21 protein-coding genes and 5 tRNA genes are annotated in these 21712 nt (G+C 28.1%); 24 read left to right on the top strand and 2 right to left on the bottom strand.

Annotated features, from left to right (window positions below; all coding sequences use genetic code 11):
• The first annotated feature begins 11 nt into the window (after positions 1-11).
• From QOZ84_RS13375 to QOZ84_RS13310, 14 genes are all read left to right on the top strand, one after another.
• Positions 12-458 (top strand): single-stranded DNA-binding protein, encoded by a 447-nt coding sequence (locus tag QOZ84_RS13375; protein ID WP_026899785.1) that lies wholly within the window; start codon positions 12-14, stop codon positions 456-458.
• Positions 459-475: 17 nt separating this feature from the next.
• Positions 476-703 (top strand): 30S ribosomal protein S18, encoded by a 228-nt coding sequence (gene rpsR / locus QOZ84_RS13370; protein ID WP_026899786.1) that lies wholly within the window; start codon positions 476-478, stop codon positions 701-703.
• 96 nt (positions 704-799) lie between these two features.
• On the top strand, positions 800-1114 hold the full coding sequence (locus QOZ84_RS13365; RefSeq protein WP_284133446.1) for a MazG-like family protein: 315 nt from the start codon (positions 800-802) through the stop codon (positions 1112-1114).
• Between the two features lie 14 nt (positions 1115-1128).
• On the top strand, positions 1129-2085 hold the full coding sequence (locus tag QOZ84_RS13360; RefSeq protein WP_284133445.1) for a YybS family protein: 957 nt from the start codon (positions 1129-1131) through the stop codon (positions 2083-2085).
• A gap of 10 nt (positions 2086-2095) precedes the next feature.
• Entirely contained in the window at positions 2096-4090 is a 1995-nt protein-coding gene (locus tag QOZ84_RS13355; protein ID WP_284133444.1) for a DHH family phosphoesterase, read from the top strand.
• Position 4091: 1 nt separating this feature from the next.
• Positions 4092-4541, top strand: coding sequence for a 50S ribosomal protein L9 (gene rplI / locus QOZ84_RS13350; RefSeq protein WP_284133443.1), 450 nt, complete (start codon positions 4092-4094; stop codon positions 4539-4541).
• A gap of 23 nt (positions 4542-4564) precedes the next feature.
• Positions 4565-5893 (top strand): replicative DNA helicase, encoded by a 1329-nt coding sequence (gene dnaB / locus QOZ84_RS13345; protein ID WP_284133442.1) that lies wholly within the window; start codon positions 4565-4567, stop codon positions 5891-5893.
• A gap of 205 nt (positions 5894-6098) precedes the next feature.
• Positions 6099-6404, top strand: a complete 306-nt coding sequence (locus QOZ84_RS13340; RefSeq protein ID WP_284133441.1) for a hypothetical protein — start codon at positions 6099-6101, stop codon at positions 6402-6404.
• 78 nt (positions 6405-6482) lie between these two features.
• Positions 6483-7772, top strand: coding sequence for an adenylosuccinate synthase (locus QOZ84_RS13335; RefSeq protein ID WP_284133440.1), 1290 nt, complete (start codon positions 6483-6485; stop codon positions 7770-7772).
• 215 nt (positions 7773-7987) lie between these two features.
• A tRNA-Lys gene (locus tag QOZ84_RS13330) sits at positions 7988-8063 on the top strand.
• A 5-nt stretch (positions 8064-8068) separates the two neighbouring features.
• A tRNA-Glu gene (locus tag QOZ84_RS13325) sits at positions 8069-8143 on the top strand.
• 8 nt (positions 8144-8151) lie between these two features.
• A tRNA-Val gene (locus QOZ84_RS13320) sits at positions 8152-8227 on the top strand.
• A gap of 10 nt (positions 8228-8237) precedes the next feature.
• Positions 8238-8314 (top strand) — tRNA-Asp (locus QOZ84_RS13315).
• A 12-nt stretch (positions 8315-8326) separates the two neighbouring features.
• Positions 8327-8401: transfer RNA gene (locus QOZ84_RS13310), tRNA-Thr, on the top strand.
• 92 nt (positions 8402-8493) lie between these two features.
• Here the strand turns inward: QOZ84_RS13310 and QOZ84_RS13305 are convergent.
• Both QOZ84_RS13305 and QOZ84_RS13300 read right to left on the bottom strand, forming a co-directional pair.
• Entirely contained in the window at positions 8494-9483 is a 990-nt protein-coding gene (locus tag QOZ84_RS13305; RefSeq protein ID WP_284133439.1) for an ATP-binding protein, read from the bottom strand.
• Between the two features lie 8 nt (positions 9484-9491).
• Positions 9492-10553 (bottom strand): DnaD domain protein, encoded by a 1062-nt coding sequence (locus tag QOZ84_RS13300; protein WP_284133438.1) that lies wholly within the window; start codon positions 10551-10553, stop codon positions 9492-9494.
• Positions 10554-10701: 148 nt separating this feature from the next.
• On the opposite strand from QOZ84_RS13300, the gene QOZ84_RS13295 reads away from it, so the two are divergent.
• From QOZ84_RS13295 to QOZ84_RS13250, 10 genes are all read left to right on the top strand, one after another.
• Positions 10702-12174, top strand: coding sequence for a M1 family metallopeptidase (locus tag QOZ84_RS13295; RefSeq protein ID WP_284133437.1), 1473 nt, complete (start codon positions 10702-10704; stop codon positions 12172-12174).
• 87 nt (positions 12175-12261) lie between these two features.
• Positions 12262-13056, top strand: a complete 795-nt coding sequence (locus tag QOZ84_RS13290) for an MBL fold metallo-hydrolase (protein ID WP_026899797.1) — start codon at positions 12262-12264, stop codon at positions 13054-13056.
• Positions 13057-13092: 36 nt separating this feature from the next.
• A complete protein-coding gene (gene rlmH, locus QOZ84_RS13285; RefSeq protein ID WP_284133436.1) occupies positions 13093-13572 on the top strand; it encodes a 23S rRNA (pseudouridine(1915)-N(3))-methyltransferase RlmH in 480 nt (159 codons plus the stop codon).
• Positions 13573-14085: 513 nt separating this feature from the next.
• Positions 14086-15126: a S66 family peptidase gene (locus QOZ84_RS13280; RefSeq protein WP_284133435.1), complete on the top strand. Its 1041-nt coding sequence runs from the start codon at positions 14086-14088 to the stop codon at positions 15124-15126.
• Between the two features lie 238 nt (positions 15127-15364).
• Positions 15365-16012, top strand: coding sequence for a hypothetical protein (locus tag QOZ84_RS13275; RefSeq protein ID WP_284133434.1), 648 nt, complete (start codon positions 15365-15367; stop codon positions 16010-16012).
• A 363-nt stretch (positions 16013-16375) separates the two neighbouring features.
• A complete protein-coding gene (locus tag QOZ84_RS13270; RefSeq protein WP_284133433.1) occupies positions 16376-18433 on the top strand; it encodes an ATP-dependent nuclease in 2058 nt (685 codons plus the stop codon).
• Positions 18433-20394, top strand: a complete 1962-nt coding sequence (locus tag QOZ84_RS13265; protein ID WP_284133432.1) for a UvrD-helicase domain-containing protein — start codon at positions 18433-18435, stop codon at positions 20392-20394. Before QOZ84_RS13270 ends, QOZ84_RS13265 begins: the two co-directional genes overlap by 1 nt.
• 171 nt (positions 20395-20565) lie before the next feature.
• On the top strand, positions 20566-20730 hold the full coding sequence (locus QOZ84_RS13260; protein ID WP_284133431.1) for a hypothetical protein: 165 nt from the start codon (positions 20566-20568) through the stop codon (positions 20728-20730).
• Positions 20731-20809: 79 nt separating this feature from the next.
• Positions 20810-21175 (top strand): hypothetical protein, encoded by a 366-nt coding sequence (locus tag QOZ84_RS13255; RefSeq protein WP_284133430.1) that lies wholly within the window; start codon positions 20810-20812, stop codon positions 21173-21175.
• 62 nt (positions 21176-21237) lie between these two features.
• A complete protein-coding gene (locus tag QOZ84_RS13250; protein ID WP_284133429.1) occupies positions 21238-21708 on the top strand; it encodes a hypothetical protein in 471 nt (156 codons plus the stop codon).
• Positions 21709-21712: the final 4 nt, after the last annotated feature.

Genomic DNA, 21712 nt, shown 5'->3' with positions numbered 1-21712 from the left:
GCGGTGTTATTATGAACCATGTTGTATTAGTGGGTAGATTAACAAGGGATCCCGAGTTAAGATACATCGCGGGAAGCGGAACTGCAGTTGCAAATTTTGCAATAGCTATAGATAGAGAATTTTCAGGTAAAGATGGGAAAAAAGAAACTGATTTTATAGATATACAAGTTTGGGGCAAATCTGCAGAGAATTGTGCTAACTATATAGGTAAAGGAAGTTTAGTAGCTATACAAGGTTCTATAAGAATCGATAGCTACCAAAATCAAGCTGGAGAAACTAGAAGAGCTACTAAAATAAATGCTACTAGGGTACAATTCCTAGATACTAAGAATAAATCTGAAAGTTCATATAAAGGAAATCATCAAGGGTTTGAACCGAACTTTGAGCCTAGCTTTGAACCAAAAGGACTAGATCCTCAAGGATTCCAAGCTATAGATGACGACGATATACCATTCTAAGAAGGAGGGAAATTACTATGATAAACAAAAAGAGACGTAAGAAAAAGAGAGTTTGTCAATTCTGTGCATCTAAAGATTCTAGAATAGACTACAAAAACACTCAAAGATTATCAAAGTACGTAACTGAAAGAGGTAAGATATTACCAAGAAGAATCTCTGGAACTTGTGCTAAGCACCAAAGAGAATTAACAGTTGCTATAAAGAGATCTAGAAACATAGCACTTTTACCATATACATTAGACTAAGAAAAGGACGAGCCCCGTGGCTCGTTTTTTTGTTTATCTGCTTAAATATGCTATGATTTATGTTATAATATTTATATATTAAGGAGGGGGGCAACTGTGAGATTAGATAGAGGTTCCGATGTGACTAGAAATGTTAAGATAATCGAATGGATGAAGACAGAGTTGCTAATGAGTATAGGAGATTTGTTCAATCTTATTTTAAAAGGGGTAAAACCGTTAGATGAAACACTTCAAGATACTTTAGCGAATATAATAATGATAACGTATCTTTTAGCAAAAAGATTAGGGATAAGTTTTACGGAAATAGATTATAAAGTAAAAGAAAAGATAAAACTAGGAATAAGTGAAGATCATAGTGTTGAAAGATGGTATGGAGACCTATCAGAATTAAAAAAACACATGGATCAATAAGGAGTGAATTTAATTTGAATAATAAAGTAAAGCTATCTCGAACATTGATGATAGTTACGCTTGGTATATTGTTAGCTGTAATAGCAGCCTATGTTCCTATGTTAGGGATATTAAGTGCTGTAATACCAGTACCTTATGCAATAATAGGTACTTTAACTGACAATAAATACTCAATATTATCTTTGATAATAACTTTCTTTGTACTTATGCTTGGAGTTGATCCAGTATATTCAGTTAGTATATGTATAGTTAGTGCGTTGCCGGGTATAGTTATAGGTAGTGTTGTTAGAGCTAACATGAAATCAGATGAATGTAATAAGTTTGAACCTATATATATTGGAACTATCGTAGCGGTAGTATCTATTATTATTTTTTATGTAGTATCAAATATAGTTTTTAAAACTAATATACTGGATTCTTTCACGAGTATTATGAAGGAAGCTATTAGTTCTCAGACAGAGCTTTTAAAAAGCTCAGGACTAAATTTAGCATCAGGTGCAAAAATAGAGGATCTTATGGATTCGATTTCTAACATGCTCCCAACTATGCTAATTTTCCAGGGTATGATAGTAGCATTTATTACGTACTATTTAGAAGTATTTATTTTGAAAAGGATAAAAACATTAAATGTAGAGTTTCCTAAATTCAGAGAATTTTATTTACCGGGTAATGCTATAATAATATCATTTATGTTATATTTGCTTGTGTTATTTATAGAGGTTATCGGAGTAAAATTACATACAGACTTAATAATGATGAATTTACAATTAGTATTTAGTTTTATGTTTATGATTCAAGGAATAGCAGTTGCTATACATTACTTTAATAAATGGTTTAGAGGCAGGGAAAATAAAAAAGTATTTATATCAGGGTTTATTTTATGTATATTTGGATTTATGGGAATATCTTTTGTAGGGATGTTAGATAGCATAATAGACTTTAGAAAGGTAAGAAGTTATAAATCCACATAGGAGGTTAGAAATGAGGAATAAACCAACCTTTAAAATAAATATACCAGAAGCAAATTTATATATATTAATTATAGGTATAGCTAGTATGTCATTACTTTTTTATAATTTTTATCTAGGATGTCTGCTTTTCTTTATTTTTTTATATTTAGTGTATCATAACTGGAAATTAACTAATATAAGAAAAAAAGAATGGACTAAGTATATTCAAAACTTGTCTTTAGACATAGATGAAACAACAAAAAAAGCTATAATGAATTTACCTATACCATTGTGTATACTTGAATTTGATGGAAAGATATCATGGTATAATAATAAATTTCATCATATGACAGAAAAAGAAAATTTGTTAGGCATAAATATTGATGATATTATAAAAAATCTAGATTTAAGAAAAGTATTAAATGAAAATAAAGAAATGTACACAGATATAAAATATAAAGATAGAGAGTACACTATTGTTTATAATGTTATAAAAAATGATCAAGAAAATAATGCTAAATATTTAATGATGTTATATTGGTTAGATAAAACTGAGTATTTAGATTTAGAAAAAAGATATAATGATGAAAAAAATTCGATGATGTTAATACAGGTTGACGGTTATGATGATGTACTAAAAAGTGCACCAGAAGAAAATAGACCGTTAATAAATGTAGAAATAGAACAAATATTAACCTCTTTAGAAGTAAGTTCACAAGGTGGTATAAAGAGGACATCAAAAGATAAATTTTTCTTTGTGATGAACAAAAAAGAATTGAAAAAATTAGAAAGTGAAAAATTCTCAATACTAGATAAAATAAGAAACATTGACTATGCAAATAATCTTCCTGTAACAATAAGTATGGGTATTGGTATAGATGGAGATACAATAAATGAGAATCTAAAACTTGCTTCTGGAGCTCTTGATTTAGCACTAGGTAGAGGTGGAGATCAAGCTGTAATAAAAACTAAAGATAAGTTTGTTTTTTACGGTGGAAAATCAAAAGCAGTTGAAAAGACAACTAAGGTGAAATCTAGACTGATAGGGCATGCTTTAAGAGAAGTTATAAGAGAAAGTGACCAAGTATATATAATGGGACACAAATATCCTGATATGGATGCTATGGGTTCAGCAGTTGGAATATATGACATATGTAAATCATGTAACAAGCATGCAAATATAGTACTAAATAGTTCTAATGAATCTATAGATGAATTTGTAAAAAGGATGAAAACCTCAGATTATTATAAAAATATATTTATAGACCATGAAGATGCTATAAAAAACTGTACAAAAAACACATTAATAGTGGTAGTAGATACTCACAGACCAAACTTTACAGAATGCCAAGAACTATTATCTGAATCAGATAAAGTTGTTGTTATAGACCATCATAGAAGAGGTGTAGAGTTTATTAATGATACAGTTCTTTTATTCCATGAAATATATGTATCATCTACATGTGAGATGGTTACAGAGTTAGTACAATATATGGAAAATAACATTAAAATAAACAAATTAACAGCAGAAGGTTTATTAGCGGGAATATGTTTAGATACTAAAAACTTTGCATTTAAGACAGGTGTAAGAACCTTTGAAGCTGCATCTTACCTTAAGAAAGTAGGAGCAGATACAATAGAAGTCAAAAAATTATTCAATTCAGAAATAGGTGATTTTGTAACTAAAGCAGAAATAATACAAAGTGCCAAAATAATTGAAGAGCATATATGCTTAGCATATACATCAACAGAAGCTGACAATATAAATATAGTAATAGCACAAGCAGCAGATGAGCTATTGAATGTAAAAAAAGTTGAAGCATCCTTTGTCCTAGGAATGAAAGATAATAAAGTATTTATAAGTGCGAGATCTTTAGGAAAAATTAATGTTCATGTACTTATGGAAAAGCTAGGTGGAGGTGGGCACATAGATATAGCAGGTGCTCAACTAAAAGATGTTTCACTACAAACAGCATATACAATGGTAAAAGAGATAATTGACACATGCTTAGAGGAGGAAGAATAAAATGAAAGTTATATTATTAAAAGATGTAAAAGGAACAGGTAAAAAAGGAGAAATGAAAGAAGTAAGCGATGGATATGCTAGAAACTTCTTACTTGCTAAAAAATTAGCTGTTGTAGCTGATAATACAGCTGTAAAAGAATTAAATGAGAAAGCTAAGGCTAAAGAGAATAGAGCACAAAAAGAATACGAAGCAGCAGTTGAATTAGGTAAAAAAATGGAAGAATTAAGTATAGTTATATACTCTAAAGCTGGAGAAGGCGGAAGATTATTTGGTTCAATAACTTCAAAAGACATAGCAGAACAAGTAAAGAAACAACACAATATAGAAGTAGATAAAAGAAAAATATCTTTAGATGAGCCAATAAGAGTATTAGGTTCAAGAATAGTAGAAATAAAAATACATCAAAAAGTAGTTACTAAAATAAGAGTTGATGTAAAAGAGAAACAATAGATATACACTCGAGGTGATTAATAATGGAGGATATGACAAGAATTCCTCCACATAGTGTGGAATCAGAACAATCTATATTAGGATCTATCTTACTTGATAAAGATGCTATGATAACAGTTACTGAGACTATAAGACCAGATGACTTTTATAAAGAAGCACATAAAATCATATATGAGTGTATGATAAAATTAAGTAATAAAAACGAACCTATAGATTTAATAACACTAACAGAGGAATTAAGAAGACAAGGACACCTAGATGATATTGGAGGAATAACTTATATAACCAGCCTTTCTACGATTGTACCAACTACATCAAATGTAAAGTATTACGCTGATATAGTAAAGGAAAAATCAGTTCTAAGAAAGCTTATAAAAGCCTCTAACGATATAATAAATTTAGGTTATGATGGATCGACAAAGATAGAAGATGTATTAGACAAAGCAGAAAAAAAGATATTTGATATATCACAAGAAAAGGCAAGTGATGATTTTAAATCTATAAATTCAGTATTAATGGATGCTTATGATATGATTGAGCACTTATATACCAATAAAACTGAAATGACTGGTATAACAACTGGATTTACAGATTTAAATAAAAAGATAAATGGAATGCAGAGAACTGATTTATTACTTATTGCAGCTCGTCCTGCAATGGGTAAAACTGCATTCTCTTTAAATCTTGTTCAAAATGCAGCTTTAAAAGGTGATGCATCAGTAGCTGTATTTAGTTTAGAGATGTCTAAAGAACAATTAGTACAACGTATGCTATCATCGCAATCTAATGTTGAACTTAGTAAGTTAAAGACAGGTAAATTAGGTGAAAATGATTGGCCGAGAATAATTGATGCTATGGCAGTTTTATCTAATGCTAAGATACATATAGATGATACTGCGGGTATAAAAATATCAGAGTTAAGATCAAAATGTAGAAAGTTAAAAATAGAGCAAGGTTTAGATTTAATACTTATAGATTATCTTCAACTTATGGAAGGTGAAGGTAATAATGAGAGTAGACAACAAGAGATATCTAAGATATCAAGATCTCTAAAAATGATAGCTAAAGAACTTAACTGTCCTGTAGTTGCATTGTCTCAGTTATCTCGTGCTCCTGAGCAAAGAGCTGACCATAGACCTATGCTATCGGATTTAAGAGAATCTGGAGCAATTGAGCAGGATGCAGATATAGTTATGTTTTTATATAGAGATGAATATTATCATCCAGATTCAGATAGAAAGAATATTGGTGAAGTAATAATAGCAAAAAATAGACATGGTGAAACTGGAGCAGTAGAGCTAGTATGGCTTGGAGAAGTGCAAAAGTTTGCAGATAAATCAAGAGAGTTGTAGTAAATTAATATCTACAAATATCCACAGAACATACTTTTGACCCACTCGAATGTTGTGGATACATGTCAAAAAACATGTATAAGTATTGAAAAATAGATAAAAAGTTATCCACACTGTCCACAGGTAGCATGTGGATAAATACAAAAGCAAGCTATTAGCTTGCTTTTGTTGTGCATAAATATAAATTTATATGGGGGAAAATAAATTGAATATAACGCTACTATATATTTATCCAAAAATAAAAGAAATAAACAAAGAAATAAATTTATTTAGAATAATTGATAATAATATAAAGGAAACTATAATAATTTATTGCTTAAAAGAAAAAGATAGTTATAAAGTATTTATGATTAATACCATGCTTGGAGAAACTCATGAAATTTGTAATGTAGCTGATTTAGTTCAATTAGATACAATAATAGACAAGTTTAAAAAACTAGAAAAACACATAATATGTATTGGCAATTTACAAGAAATAGAAAAATACATATTAAAAGTAGTGTTAAATTAAAAAAGTTTGAAAATATATCGAATGTTTGATACACTATATTAGTAAAGTGTTCGAATATCGATAGTAGAGGTGAATTATATGAAAACAGTTGCAGTTGTCGGATCTCAATGGGGAGACGAAGGAAAAGGTAAAGTTATAGATTATCTTGCTACACAAGCTGATGTAGTAATAAGAGGACAAGGCGGAAACAATGCAGGACATACTTTAGTAGTAGCAGGAAAGAAATTTGCACTACGTTTAATACCTTCAGGTGTTTTAAACCCTAACACAATAAATGTATTAGGTAATGGTATAGTATTTGATCCAAGAGGTTTCTTAGAAGAAATAGAAATGCTTAATAAAGACGGTATAGATACTAAAAATATAAAAATAAGTGATAGAGCTCACATTGTATTCCCATATCATAGAGAATTAGATGCTTTAGCTGAAGAAGCTAGAGGAGATAATAAAATAGGAACAACTAAAAAAGGTATAGGTCCTTGTTATATGGATAAAACTGAGAGATCAGGAATAAGAATATGTGACTTAATGGATAAAGAAATATTTGCTAGAAAGTTAAAGCCTCAAATAGAAGCTAAAAATAAATTAGTTACAAATATATATGGAAAAGAAGAAATGTTTGACTTTGAAACAATATATAATGAATACTTAGGATATGCAGATGCAATAAGACATTATGTTGCAGATACATCTGTTATAGTTTACGAAGCTGTAAAAGCTGGTAAAAAAGTTTTATTTGAAGGTGCTCAAGGTACATTATTAGACTTAGATTTAGGTACTTATCCGTTTGTTACTTCATCTCATCCAATATCTGGAGGATTTGCAGTAGGAGCTGGAGTAGGTCCTAATATGATAAAAGACGTTGTTGGTATAGTAAAAGCATATACTACAAGAGTTGGAGAAGGTCCTTTCGTTACTGAATTAGATAACGAAATAGGAGAAAGAATAAGAGTTCAAGGACATGAGTTTGGAACAGTAACAGGTAGATCAAGAAGATGCGGTTGGTTCGATGCTGTAATAGTTAAATATGCAGCTAGAGTAAACGGATTAACTAGTATATCATTCATGTTATTAGACGTTCTAAGTGGATTTGATAAAGTAAATATCTGTACAGCTTATAAAATGGGAGATAAAGTAATAACTAACTTCCCAGCTTCATTAGAAGACTTAGCAAAATGCGAGCCTATATATGAAGAATTAGATGGATGGAATGAAGATATAACTGGAGTAGAAAGATTTGAAGATCTTCCAGAAAATGCTAAAAAATATGTAGCTAGAATAGAAGAATTAGTTGATGTAAATATTGATATGGTTTCAGTTGGACCAAACAGAACACAAACTATAATCAGAAAAAACATATTTGGATAAAGAAAAAGTGTAGTGAGATAAAATCTCACTACATTTTTATTTTAAAATTAAACTATAAAAATAGCTAGATTTCAACGGTTTACGGGTAGTTTAACAAAAAATTATAATATTATTGAAAAAAATGTAAAAAAAGTGTTGACGAAAATATAAAAACCTAATATAATAATATTTGTAAGCGAGACATCGCGAAACAAGTCGAAAGACAACTAAGATATGATCCATTAGCTCAGTTGGTAGAGCACCTGACTTTTAATCAGGGTGTCCCGCGTTCGAGTCGCGGATGGATCACCATTTTAGGCCCATTGGTCAAGCGGTCAAGACACCGCCCTTTCACGGCGGTAACAGGGGTTCGATTCCCCTATGGGTCACCAAATTCCCAGGGACTATAGCTCAGCTGGGAGAGCACCTGCCTTACAAGCAGGGGGTCACAGGTTCGAGCCCTGTTAGTCCCACCATTTAAAATGCGGCCTGGTAGTTCAGTTGGTTAGAATGCCAGCCTGTCACGCTGGAGGTCGAGGGTTCGAGTCCCTTCCAGGTCGCCAATTAAATACTTTGCTAGTGTGGCTCAACGGTAGAGCAGCTGACTTGTAATCAGCAGGTTGTAGGTTCGATTCCTATCACTAGCTCCAATCAAACTCTTAGATTTTCTAAGAGTTTTTTTTATTTTAAATTGTATATAATTTAAAATAAAAAAAGTAGAAGATAGTGTTAACATCTTCTACTATATTTGTTGAGCCCATCTTAAATCGTCTCCTATAAATTTAACCATTCTAAACCTATCAAATATTCTTGAGAATATTCTTTGAGTATAGTCTTCACCTAATTGAGAAGGAGTTAAGTTTGTAGAGATTATTGTTTTCTTTCCGTTTAGTAATCTAGTATTTAAAATATTGAATAATTCACTGTTTGTGAATGAATTTGCTAGTTCAGTACCTAAATCATCAATAATTAATAAATCACATTCAAAAATGTTATTATAGTTATCTTTACTTATATGTTCGTCTGCATTTTTAAACTTATAATCTTCTATAATCTCAAACATCTTAAAGGCCGTTTGATATATAACTATATGCCCCTTATCTAGAATTTCTTTAGCTATACAGTTACTCATAAATGTTTTTCCTAAGCCTGTATCACCATAAAACAATAAGTTCTCGTTATTATCAATCTCAAAGTTTTTAACAAAGTCATCACATATATTAAAAATTTCACTTATGCTTTGTCTTGGAGAAACGTTAAAGCCTTCAGCTTTTTTTGCAGAAAATAAAGAACCATCAAAATTAGAAAAATTTTGAGTGTTAAGCATTCTAGATAAATTAGACATTTTGTAAGCTTCATTTACTATTTCTTGTTTAAAACAGTTGCATTTTTGTCCACTTTGTAAGAATCCTTTGTCGTTACACACTTTACAATTATACATAATCTCTAAATAACCACTAGGTACATTAAATTTATTTAGTAAAAAATCTTTTTTTTCTTTTAGTTTATCGATTTTATCTTTTGCATCAGCTACAATATAATCTTTATCCTTAGGATTTTGAAGAACCAATTTTATAAGGCTTAATCCTAATTTAGATATTTCCTCATCTATATCTTTAATTTCTGGAATTTGAGAATAAACATCTTTTTGTCTTTCTTCTAATTGAAGTTTGGCTAAGTCTCTTCTTTTTTCATATGATCTTAATATATCTCTTAAAGTTAATTCGTTCATTTAATCACCTACTTAAATTTATCTTTTTGACTTTCTTGAAGAATTTTTTCAAGTTCATCAGGACTATATTTATTAAAAGTTTGATTTATATTGTGGAACCTAGTTTTAACTGTCGGAAGAGATTTTTTATTATGAGAAGCAGAAGATTTTTTTTCGCTAGTTTTAGTTTGCTTATATTCTTCTTCAAATAATTTTAAATCACTTAAATTTTTAACATTTTTTTCATTCCACTTTTTAATTACACCATTTATAAATGTAATAGAAGGATTTGACACATTTTTAGCCTTAGAACACGCTTCAAGTATTAACTCTATGTCCATGTTGTAATCATCTAACCAAGTATCTATAGTGCGCTTCTCAGGATTAGATGCTTGTCTATAAAATCCTAATTCATTGAATACAGTTTTATATAAATTATAACGTTCACTTTTTAAAGCAAAGCTATTTTTAACGTCTTCAGTAGTATGTAAGTTAGAATCATACCAATTTCTAATTACACCTTCCATATATTTAACTGGTTTTGATGAACCAGTTGAATCCTTTATATATTGATAAGCATAAATCATTAAATCATAAGTTACATTGTATTTTTCCATTATGCTCATTATAGCTGTGCTTTCGCTTGGTTCTAGATATCTCCCAACTATCTTACTTATAGAAGAAAACATTTTGCTCATACTAGGGTTTTCAGCTGTAGAAGCAATTCTATCAGAATCAGATTTTATTGATGCTGTATTGATTAATGTATTTTCAGTACACAATCTTTTTAAATCTAAAAATTCTATTGAGTAATCAAAATCATCAGATCCTTCATTTTTATGCATTTTGATTATCCCTTTATTTTGCCAAAATTTCCATGCAGCTATTACATCAGAAAGAGGAATGTTTAAATCTCTAGCAATTGAATTATTATCATATTTAAGATTATTATTTCGGTCGCAAACTATTCTATATGCTAATAGATAAACTTTGACGTATAACCCGTCCGCCATTGGCATAAATATATCTATAAAGATATTTGCAATAGCAGTTTCGCCTAAGTCAGTTTCATTAACTTCTTTAAAAAACATTTTATCACCTCATTCTAGATTATATCATAAATATATAGTTTTAATTGTAAGCTATAAGTCATAACAATGAATTATAGCATAAAAATCATTATAAATTTATCTTGTATAAAAATAAATAAATTATTCATATTAAATGGGAGGGGATAATTTGGTAATAAATTTCAGTAAAAAAGTAAGAAAAAATTTATCAAGAATACTAGTATTAGCTTTGTTGATAGGAGGGGGAGGTCTATATTTACAAAGAGATAAAAAAAGTGTGCAAACATCAAATGCTGTTACTGAAAAAAGCATAAATAGATATACCATGGATGTAGTTTTTGATGATCAGACCAAAAGATTAATGTGTAATCAGAATATAGAATATGCAAATAACACAAAAAATGATTTAGATAAAATATACTTCCACATATATCCTAATGCATTTTCTAGAAAAGAATTTGCTCCTTTTGAAAAATCAGAAATGAAACAAGCATATCCTAATGGTTTTAATGAAGGGTACATAGATTTAAAAAATATTTTAAATAATAATGAAAAATTAGAATACAAGATAAAAGGTGAAAAGAATGATTTATTAGAAATAAAATTAGATAAGCAGCTAAAGCCAGGAGATAAAACATCAATAGATATGAAATATAATGTTAAGATACCTAATTCAGAAGGAAGATTTGGTTATGGAGATAATACTATAAATGTAACTAATTGGTTTCCTATAGCGTGTGTTCAAGATGAAAGAGGTTGGAACTTAAAAGGTTATGAAACTTTAGGAGATCCTTTTTATAGTGAAACTAGTGATTTTTATATAAATATACTAATTCCGCAAAAATATAAAATGGGTTCTACAGGCAAAGTAGTTAGTGAAAAATCAGATAAAGAAAAGAAACTTTATAAAATAGAAGCAAAAAAAGTGAGAGATTTTGCTTTTGTATTGAGTACTAAGTTTGATATAAACAGAGACTCATATAAAGATGTATCTATAAATACATATAATTTAAATAAAGAAATTTCAGGCGATGTTACTAAAATTGCAAAAGATTCTATTAAAATTTTTAGTGAGCTATTTGGCAAATATCCATATGATACATATTCTGTAGTGGCTAGTGATTTTTATATAGGTGGCATGGAATATCCTACATTAGTAATGATAGATCAAAGTTTATATAATAAAAAAGATAAGTTTTTATTAGAGTATGTAATAGCACATGAAACAGCTCATCAATGGTGGTATTCAGTAATAGGCAATGATGAGATAAGTGAACCTTGGTTAGATGAAGCACTTACTGAATATTCAACAGTTCTATATTTTGAAAAGAAATATGGAAAAGAAGTTGGAGATAAATTAATTAAAACTATGGAAATTCAAACAAAGAATCAAATTTGTGAAAATATATTTAAGCCAACAACTAAGTATAAAGATTCTACAGAATATAGTTTAAATGTATATACTAAAGGTGCTGTAGCTTTTAATGAAGTTAGAAATAAAGTTGGAGATAAAGTATTCTTTGATACATTAAAACAATACTACAGTACATATATGTATCAGAATGTAAATGGTGCAAAGTTTGTAGAGATGTGGAACAGTAAAGGTGTAGATATAGATAAAATTATAAGAGAATATAAGTAAATTTTACCCAGAGTATTAAATTTTTATTTAATGCTCTGTTTTTTTGGTATAATATATCTTATGATTATGAGAAAATGAGGTGACTGAATGCTAAAATATTGTTCAATAGGAAGCGGAAGTAGTGGGAACTGTCATTATGTAGGATATAAGGATACATCTATATTAGTTGATGCAGGTCTTAGTGGCAAAAGAATAACAACTGGGCTTAACGATATAGAGGTAGATATAGATAAAGTAAAAGGAATATTTATAACACATGAACATTCAGACCATATAAAAGGTGCGGGGATAATGTCTAGGAAATTTGACTTACCTATATTTGCAAATATAAAAACATGGTGTGCTATGAAAGATAAGATAGGCGATATTAAGGACCATAATATGAAGGTATTTGAAAATGATAAAACATATTCACTAGGGGATGTGGTAGTAAGACCGTTTTCAATATCTCATGATGCATCTGATGCGGTAGGATATAATTTTTATGCTGATAATGAAAAGATGTCTATAGCTACGGATATAGGAATGATAACAGAAAATTTGAAAAAACATTTATATAAATCTAAGCTAGTTATACTAGAGTCAAACTACGACCCTAACATGCTTATGATGGGATCTTATCCATATGCTTTGAAAAAGAGGGTAATGTCTGAGGAAGGCCATTTATCAAACGAAGATGCAGCTAATTTTTGTATTGAACTTATAAAAGAGGGAACTGAAAGAATTTTATTAGCCCATTTAAGTAAAGAAAATAACTTCCCAGAATTAGCTTATGAAACTTCTAAGGGAATATTAAGTCAAAGCGATATAATAGTTGGACAAGATGTTAAGCTAGATGTTTTATCTAGAGAACAGATATCGGATGTTTATAGTATAAAGTAGTAATTTTAGATAAGAACGGATTAAGGAGACAGTTTTATGAATATAACAGTTATTAGTGTAGGAAAGTTAAAAGAAAAATATTTAAAGTTAGGTATAGAAGAGTTTGTTAAAAGGCTATCTAAATATTGTAAATTAGATTTAGTAGAACTTGATGATGAAAAGTGCCCGGAAAATTTAAGTCCAAAGGATATGTTGATAGTTAAGGATAAAGAAGGTAAGAAGATACTTAGTAAGATTAAGAATAATAGCTATGTTATAGCTCTTGCTATTGATGGTAAGAATTTGTCGTCTGAGGAGTTAGCAGATACTATAAGCAAGCTTGGTGTTAGAGGACATAGTCATATAACTTTTGTTATAGGTGGATCGTTAGGGCTTTGTGATGAGGTTTTAAGTAGGGCTGATTATAAATTATCTTTCTCTAAGATGACTTTTCCACATCAAATGATGAAGTTGATACTTTTGGAGCAAGTTTATAGAGCGTTTAGAATAAATAACAATGAACCGTACCACAAGTAAGGGAGCACGATTTTAAATAGAAAATTGATTGTTTATTTTGAATTGAAATCTGATATAATAAATATATAAATAAAAAAATGCTTAGTGCGTCAACACTAAGCATCCTTAGAACATTTATTTTGTTTTAGGGCTATCAGATAAAAATCATATAATAACTTTAAGAATGAAAAGTACTAATCTTGCGAGGATGGGTACTTTTTTTCTTTGTTTTTAATCTCAATATCGAGACCAATGATATTAACCTTAATTCTTATGTAACTTGAAAATATATTATTTTTAAGCAGGATTACAATAAGTATTGTAGAAAGAATACATATTAATAAAAATTCAAACATATCTAATACCACCTCCTTTGAGCTTAGTGAAAATCACCAACAACCCAGGGAGGGTAAAATGTTCAAAACCTCCGTAGCCATCCATCTACGGGAATTAATTTACCAATATAGTATATCATAAATCAGATTAAATAATAATATAAATGATTTTAAAGTATGAACGAGGGGGACGCTATTGATGATAAATTTAATAAAACCAAAAGCGCTTAAAAAAGGAGATAAAATAGCAACGGTAAGCTTATCTTGGGGAGGAGCTGGTGATAGAGATATATTGTGGAGATATGAACAAGGTAAGGAAAGATTAGAAAAAGAATTTGGATTTGAAGTTGTTGAAATGGAAAATACTTTAAAGGGGAGTAATTACATATACAATAATCCACAAAAAAGAGCAGAAGATTTAATGAATGCATTTAAAGATAAATCTATAAAAGGTATTTTCTCTTGTATAGGTGGAGATGAAAGCATAAGAATATTACCATATATAGATTTTGATATAATAAAGAATAATCCTAAAGTATTTATAGGATATTCAGACACAACAGCATCACACTTTATATGTTTAAAAGCAGGCTTATCTACTTTTTATGGTCCATCAATTTTAGCAGAATTTGCAGAGAATGTTGAAATGTTTAATTATACTAAACACTGGTTTGAGAAAGCTGTATTTAATACTAATGAAATCGGAGAAATAAACCCTTCTGAAATTTGGACTAGTGAATATTTACCATGGGATATTACTAATAAAAATATACAAAGAAACACCTATAAAAACGAAGGATATGAAGTCTTACAAGGAAATGGAATAGTTAAAGGTAACTTAATAGGTGGATGTATAGAGGTGTTAGAGATGATTAAAGGAACTGAAATATGGCCACATAAAGAGATATGGAGAAATTCTATACTATTTATTGAAACATCAGAAGATACACCAGAGCCGACATACTTGGAATATTGGTTAAGAAATTATGGTTCTCAAGGGATTTTGAGTTTAGTAAATGGAATAGTAATTGGTAAGCCTTATGATAATAAATATTATGAAGAATATAAACTAGTAATATTAAAAATAGTAAGAGATGAATTAGGTTTAAAAAATTTGCCCATCATGTATAATATGAACTTTGGTCATACAGCACCGATGATAACAATACCTTATGGATGTATAGGAGAAATTGATTGCAAAAAAGCTACATTCAAAATATTAGAATCAGGAGTAATATAAACGTGATCCGTAGGGTACGTTACGGAGAACCGTATCACAAGTAACGGAGTGCGTTTTAGCTATTAAATCCACAATATATTAACGAATACTATTATTTAAATTTTATTTCTCAAAAGTATAGGGTTTAAAAATGATGATCTTAGTATTGTTGATAATGTAAAGAATACATATAAGATTGATAACTTTATATGTATAGGAGTAATCTATTTTACAGAGTGATTGTTTTAGGAGGAGTAAATTGAAGAATTTAAATAGGAAAGATTTGAGTAAGATATCAAGAGAAGATTTAGAATTAAATGAAAGAGATAGAGAATATGGACCAATAATAATACGTAAAGTAGTTACAACACTAGTAAAGCATGGATTGTTAAATATAAATGACATGGATAGAAGTGACGTTTTAGGTGAAACACTTAAACTTATTGAAGATATGGACTTTAAATTTGTTTTAGACTATAAAGAAAATATATTAGAGCATGCAAGAAAATTTCGTATGAATAATGAAATCCAGTTATCATATTTATTGTACGCAACTTGGTTTGAACATTGGATAAATGAAATGATATCTATTTTAGCAGGAAGAAAAGATTTAAATGACAAGGAAATCTATGAAATAATTCGAAACATATCTATTAGAGGTAAATATACTTGGTTATTAAAACTATTTGAATTTGAAGAAATTGATGAAGGACATTTAAAATTAATATTTAAGTTAATAGAGTTAAGAAATGGTTTTGTACACTATAAATGGAATGAAAAAAATGATGATTTAAAAGATAAAGAAACTATTGTTATGGAAAATATTGAAGAAACTGTAGAATATCTAATGGATATCGAAAATAAGTATATATATAATAATTCAAAAGAAAAATTATTATATATATGATGTATTTAATAAATTTAAAAATATTAGAAAAATATAGGCTAAAAGAGTATAAACCTAGAATAATGTAAGGCTATATATATTAGCAAAATTATGTTCTATAAATGAAATTAGTATGTAATAAAATTAATATTTACTATTAAGATAGTTAACTTTTATACATGATTTAGTAAAAACACTGAGTAATAAAAACGTATAGCTAGATATATACTAACTACGCTCCGCTAGCTGCTATACGGAGAACCGTATCACAAGTAAGTGATACGGTTTTTTTATAAGCAAATATAGTATTATCATACAATAAATAAAAAATATAGTAATTTATGGTAATATAATTATATATTTGAAAATAAAGGGGAATAAAGTATGTTTTTATCAAAATTAAGAATATGGAATTTTAGAAAATATGGTACAGAAGAAAATGGAGATGCAGGAATTGAGGTATTATTTAATGATAAGTTAAATCTAATTGTTGGTGAAAATGATAGTGGAAAAACAGCTATTATAGATGCAATAAAATTAGTTCTAGGTACTCAAAGTTATGACAATATTAGATTAGAAGAGAATGATTTCTATAGAAGAAAAGATGGAATCAGAGCAGATTCATTAAAAATTGAATGCACATTTGAAGAATTATCTGATTTAGAAGCAGGAAGATTTTTAGAGTGGATTTATATAGATACTGAAGGTAAAGCTAAATTGAAAGTTAGATTAGTAGCAAGAATAAAAGATAACAAAATAACAATAAGAAAAACTGGAGGTAAAGAAAGGTTAGATATTAACTTTGAAGCGTCAGAAAATCTAAGAGTTACATATTTAAAGCCGTTAAGAGATGCAGAACATGAATTAAATCCAGGATATAGATCAAGATTTGCGCAAGTATTAAAGAGCCATCCTATATTTAAAAAAAATGGGGATCCCCATAAAATAGAAGAAATTATGAAAGGTGCAAATAAAAACATTGAAGAATATTTTAAAGGGAGTATATCTCAAGATACTAGTGAAAATGTAGATAGTAATCCAGCAGAAGAGAATGAGTCAGAGCTTGATTATAAAGATGACCCATCAAGTATTATAAATTCAATTTCAGACACATTAAGCAACTTTTTAGGAAATAATAAAGATCAATATGATATCAATATTAATATATCTGAAATGGAATTAAACAAGATATTATCTAGGCTTATGTTAAAAATAGATGAAGATAAGGTAGGACTAGGAACGCTAAATCAATTATATATGGCGATGGAATTATTATTATTAGATATAAAGGAAAAAAATAATGAATTTGGGCTAGCTTTAATTGAAGAAATTGAAGCACATATACATCCACAAGCTCAGTTAAGAGTAATAAAACATTTAGAAGAAAATATTAAATCTCAAACTATACTTACAACTCATAGTATAACGTTAGCATCAATAGTTAATTTAAATAGTTTGATTCTTTGCAGGAATAATAGTGCGTATTCATTAAATAATAAATATACTCGTTTATCTTCAGGTGATTATGAATTTTTAGAAAGGTTTTTAGATTCAACAAAAGCAAATTTATTTTTTGCAAAAGGTGTGATTATGGTTGAAGGCGATGCTGAGAATATATTAATACCGACTATTGCGGAAATTATAGGAAAACCATTATATAAGCATGGAATTTCAATTGTTAATGTAGGAAATGTTGCTTTTTTAAGATACTCAAATATATTTATTTCAAAAAAAGAAGATAAAACAATAGGAATACCTACATCAATAGTTACTGATTTAGATGTAAGACCTATTCAGTATTACCAAGATGTGGATAATAAAAGTGCATTAAAAAAGTATACAGTATATAAAATAAAAAGTAACAATGAGCACTTTATAAAAGAAGAAGATTCAAAAAAGATATTAAGAGAAATTTTAGATAAAAAGCAATTAAGAAAAGATGATTTTGAAAAAAATGTTGAAATTATTGAAGATAATTATTATAAATATAAAGATATTGTAAAGAAAGAAAAAGAACAAAAATATAATTTAGATGATATAAAAGTATTTACAAATAACTGGACTATGGAATTTGATTTAGCATTAAGTTGTATAAGAGAGTACATATATGCAGCTATTTTAATAGCAAAACATATAAAGTCTAATGAAGATGTTATTGATAGTATTGATATAGAGAGGTATATTAATGATTCTAAAGAAGAAATAAATCAATTTATTGCAGACAGTAAAGATGATATGGATATAGCATATCAAATATATAAGCCACTATTAAAAGGAAATGCATCTAAAGCTGTGTGCGCACAGTATTTATCTAAAATTTTATTAAATAAATCAAATGAAAGTGGTGAATTAGTTAATAAAATTAATGAAGATGAGAATATAAAGTATATATTAGATGCTATACATCATGTGACTAATACTATAAGTGAGGATACAGAATAATGAATAGAATTCTTAATAATATTGAAATAACAGAAGATGATATTAGATATGCAGAGGAGATACTTTTTGGTAAAACTAATGTGTTTGATGATAAAGAGAGAAATCCAATAATAAAAGATTTCAATAAATCATTTGATGTAAATGCATGTCCAGGAAGCGGAAAGACTACAGTTTTATTAGCTAAATTAATTATATTATCTAGAAAGATGCCGCTAAATAATGGACAAGGTATATGCGTATTAACTCATACTAACATAGCTATAGATGAAATTAAAAGTAAGTTAGGTGATAAGAGTGATATACTATTTAAATATCCAAATTATTTTGGAACTATACAAAATTTTGTAGATAAATATTTATCGGTACCGTATTTTAAAAGAAAATATAAAGAAAATATTAAAAGTATAGATAATGATATATATTATGATCATATAAGAAAATTACCAAAACTAAGATATACTCAAATAAGAAATTCAATACAGTATTCTGTTCAAAAGGGATGGGGTAACTATACAAATGAATCTTATGATAAAAACTTTGTTACATTTATTGATAGTAAGTATTTTGATATAGATACTGAAGAAATAAAAGGAAGTAATGATACAGTATTGACCAAAAGGAAATTCTATGAAGAGCTAAAAGATATAATGATAAATAATTCTTTAGATAAAGGTATTTTAAGATATAAAGATGCATATTTTCTAGCAGGGTTATACTTGAAAGAGTTCCCAGAATTACAAAACTATTTCTCAAATAGATTTAGATATGTTTTCATAGATGAAATGCAAGATGTAGATGAAATTCAAATAAAAATTTTAGATAAACTTTTTAACGATAAGGTTATCATTCAAAGATTTGGAGATATAAATCAAGTTATAAATAACTTTAATAGTAATTCTAGTACCTGGGTATTTAACGAAGACATTAGGGCTATAAATTCGAGTAAAAGATATGGAGATGGAATAGTTAAGTTTTTAGAACCATTGAGAGTTGAAAAAATTGGTAGTATGAAAGGTAATGATAAGATTAATACTTTAAACCCTCATATAATAATATTTGATAACGTTACAATACATAATGTGGTTCCAAAATATATAGATATTTTAAGAGCGTATGATATTAAGGAAGATGAAAACAAAAAGATAAAAATAATAGGGAAAGTAGGAACTCCGGTTAGTGAGCAATATAAATCAATATCATCGTATATAAACGGATATAATACAAAAGGTAATAAACATGTATCTTTAAATAAAAAAATTATTAAGAAGTTAAATGAAATAAGTAGCCCTAAAGAATTTTATGAGTACTTATTGTCTGTAATTTTATTAGCAATAGATGCCAATAATAAAAAAATTAGTAAAGAAGAACTAATAAAATTACTGGAAGATAAATATATGAGTGAATTTATATCATATCGCTCTAACATATTAGATTGGACCAAAAATTTTAGAGTTGATACAAGTAATGTATTAGAAGAAATATTATTAAGAACTCAGGAATTATTTGATTATGTTAAAGAATTAAATTATAGTGGTGATATTTTAAAAAATAAGATTATTATAAACACTGCAGAAGAAGCTATGACTTCAGAGGAGACTGAAGTTAAAGAAGAAATTATAAAAATTAATAATATCAATACTATTAGTGGAACTAAAGGCGAGACACATAAATCAACATTATATTTGGAAAGTAAATTAAAATTCAATAGTGGAAAAGACATTAGTGATATTAGTAGGATTTTAGATTATATGGTAAATAAAAGAGAGGAAGTAGACGATAGCGATAAAGAAGCATTAATGAATGGGTATGTTGCCATGAGTAGAGCTGAAAAATTAACTTGCATTGCTATTCAGTATAATACAATTAAGGGGAGAATAAAAGATTTCAAAGAGTATGGATATGATATAATTGGATGCAATACGGATATGGACGTGTTAATAGATATGGAACTTAAAGAATAACTTTAAAATGAATAAATAGAAATGTTGAAGTTTAGAGTGGATGAACTTTAACAAGAAATAATGATTTCAGAAAGAGATACGATATATTTTGAGCTAGTAAGTCAATTAATGAAGAAGTTTGGACAAGTATTCGACGAAAGTAGTACAAGATAACAAAGGGAGAAATTACTATTGAAAATAGAAGATTTAGCAAAAGTAATAAAAGAAAGTAGAGAGTTGTTTAGTAAAGATGAATTAGCGTATCTTTCATTAAATATCAAAAATGATATGGTAATAAGAAATAAAATAGCATATAACCTACATATAGAATTGAAAAAATTAATAGTGAGGGTCTAGTGTCAAAGGGGTAAATTCTAGAATTGATTTGACTATATTAGAAAACAATGAGATAAAATATATAATTGAGTTGAAATCTATGTACACATTTGATGCAGTAGATGGATTAGATAAGTTCATAGGTTCAGCAAATAGAGACTTTGATAAAAATAGTAGTTTAAAAAATGATACTACAAATCAGTTTACCATAATAATAGGAACACATCTTAGAACCATACCAAAGGAAAAATATAAGGATTTTGTAAAGTACTATAACTCAATAAAGAGGTATATGAAAAAAATAAGTAGAGATAGAATTCTAATTGATAAAATGGATAGAAAAGTAAGAAGCGATTTTGAAAAAGATAGATACAAAGTAAAAGATATTATAATGAATGTATGTAATGCCTTTGGAAGTGATAAGGTTTTTATTTTGAAGAAGAATTTGAAGAGTGTCCTTATATAGATTTAGACAAAACAGACAAGACAGTTTTAGAAAATAGATATTTTGGAATCGATAGCTTTCCAATGCAAATGAAAGCTAACTCTGCATATGGAGTATTAGATACTTTTTGGGATTTAGAAAAAGATAAGACAAGATACTTAAAACAAGAAGAGAAATTTTTAAGAGCGTTGTTACTTATAATGAGTTATAGTGATGACATAATAATATCAGATGGATATTTTCATAATGAGCGTAAAAAGTATCTAAAAAAGGTATTGAATAAAAAAGAATTAGAATATATTAAACAAGTAAAAGACTCTCTATTTGATTTTAAAGAAATTGATTTTGATTATGATATTATAAATTCATTAATGAAATTAGCATTGAGGGAAAGAAATAATTTAACAGTATATATGATAGACCCAGAGATAGCATTAGAAATAAATTCTCTGTATAGCAATGTATACTTAGGGTTAAATGGGAACTTAGATATTGTAAAATATATTTGCAATGTAGAGGGACTATATATTAGGGATAGATATTTGGAGGAGTAAAAAA

It is taken from the genome of Romboutsia sedimentorum (genome assembly GCF_030131845.1).
GTDB lineage: Bacteria > Bacillota > Clostridia > Peptostreptococcales > Peptostreptococcaceae > Romboutsia_D > Romboutsia_D sedimentorum.
Note: the sequence above shows the minus strand (reverse complement) of the source record. Positions and strands in the feature narration are given on the sequence as shown.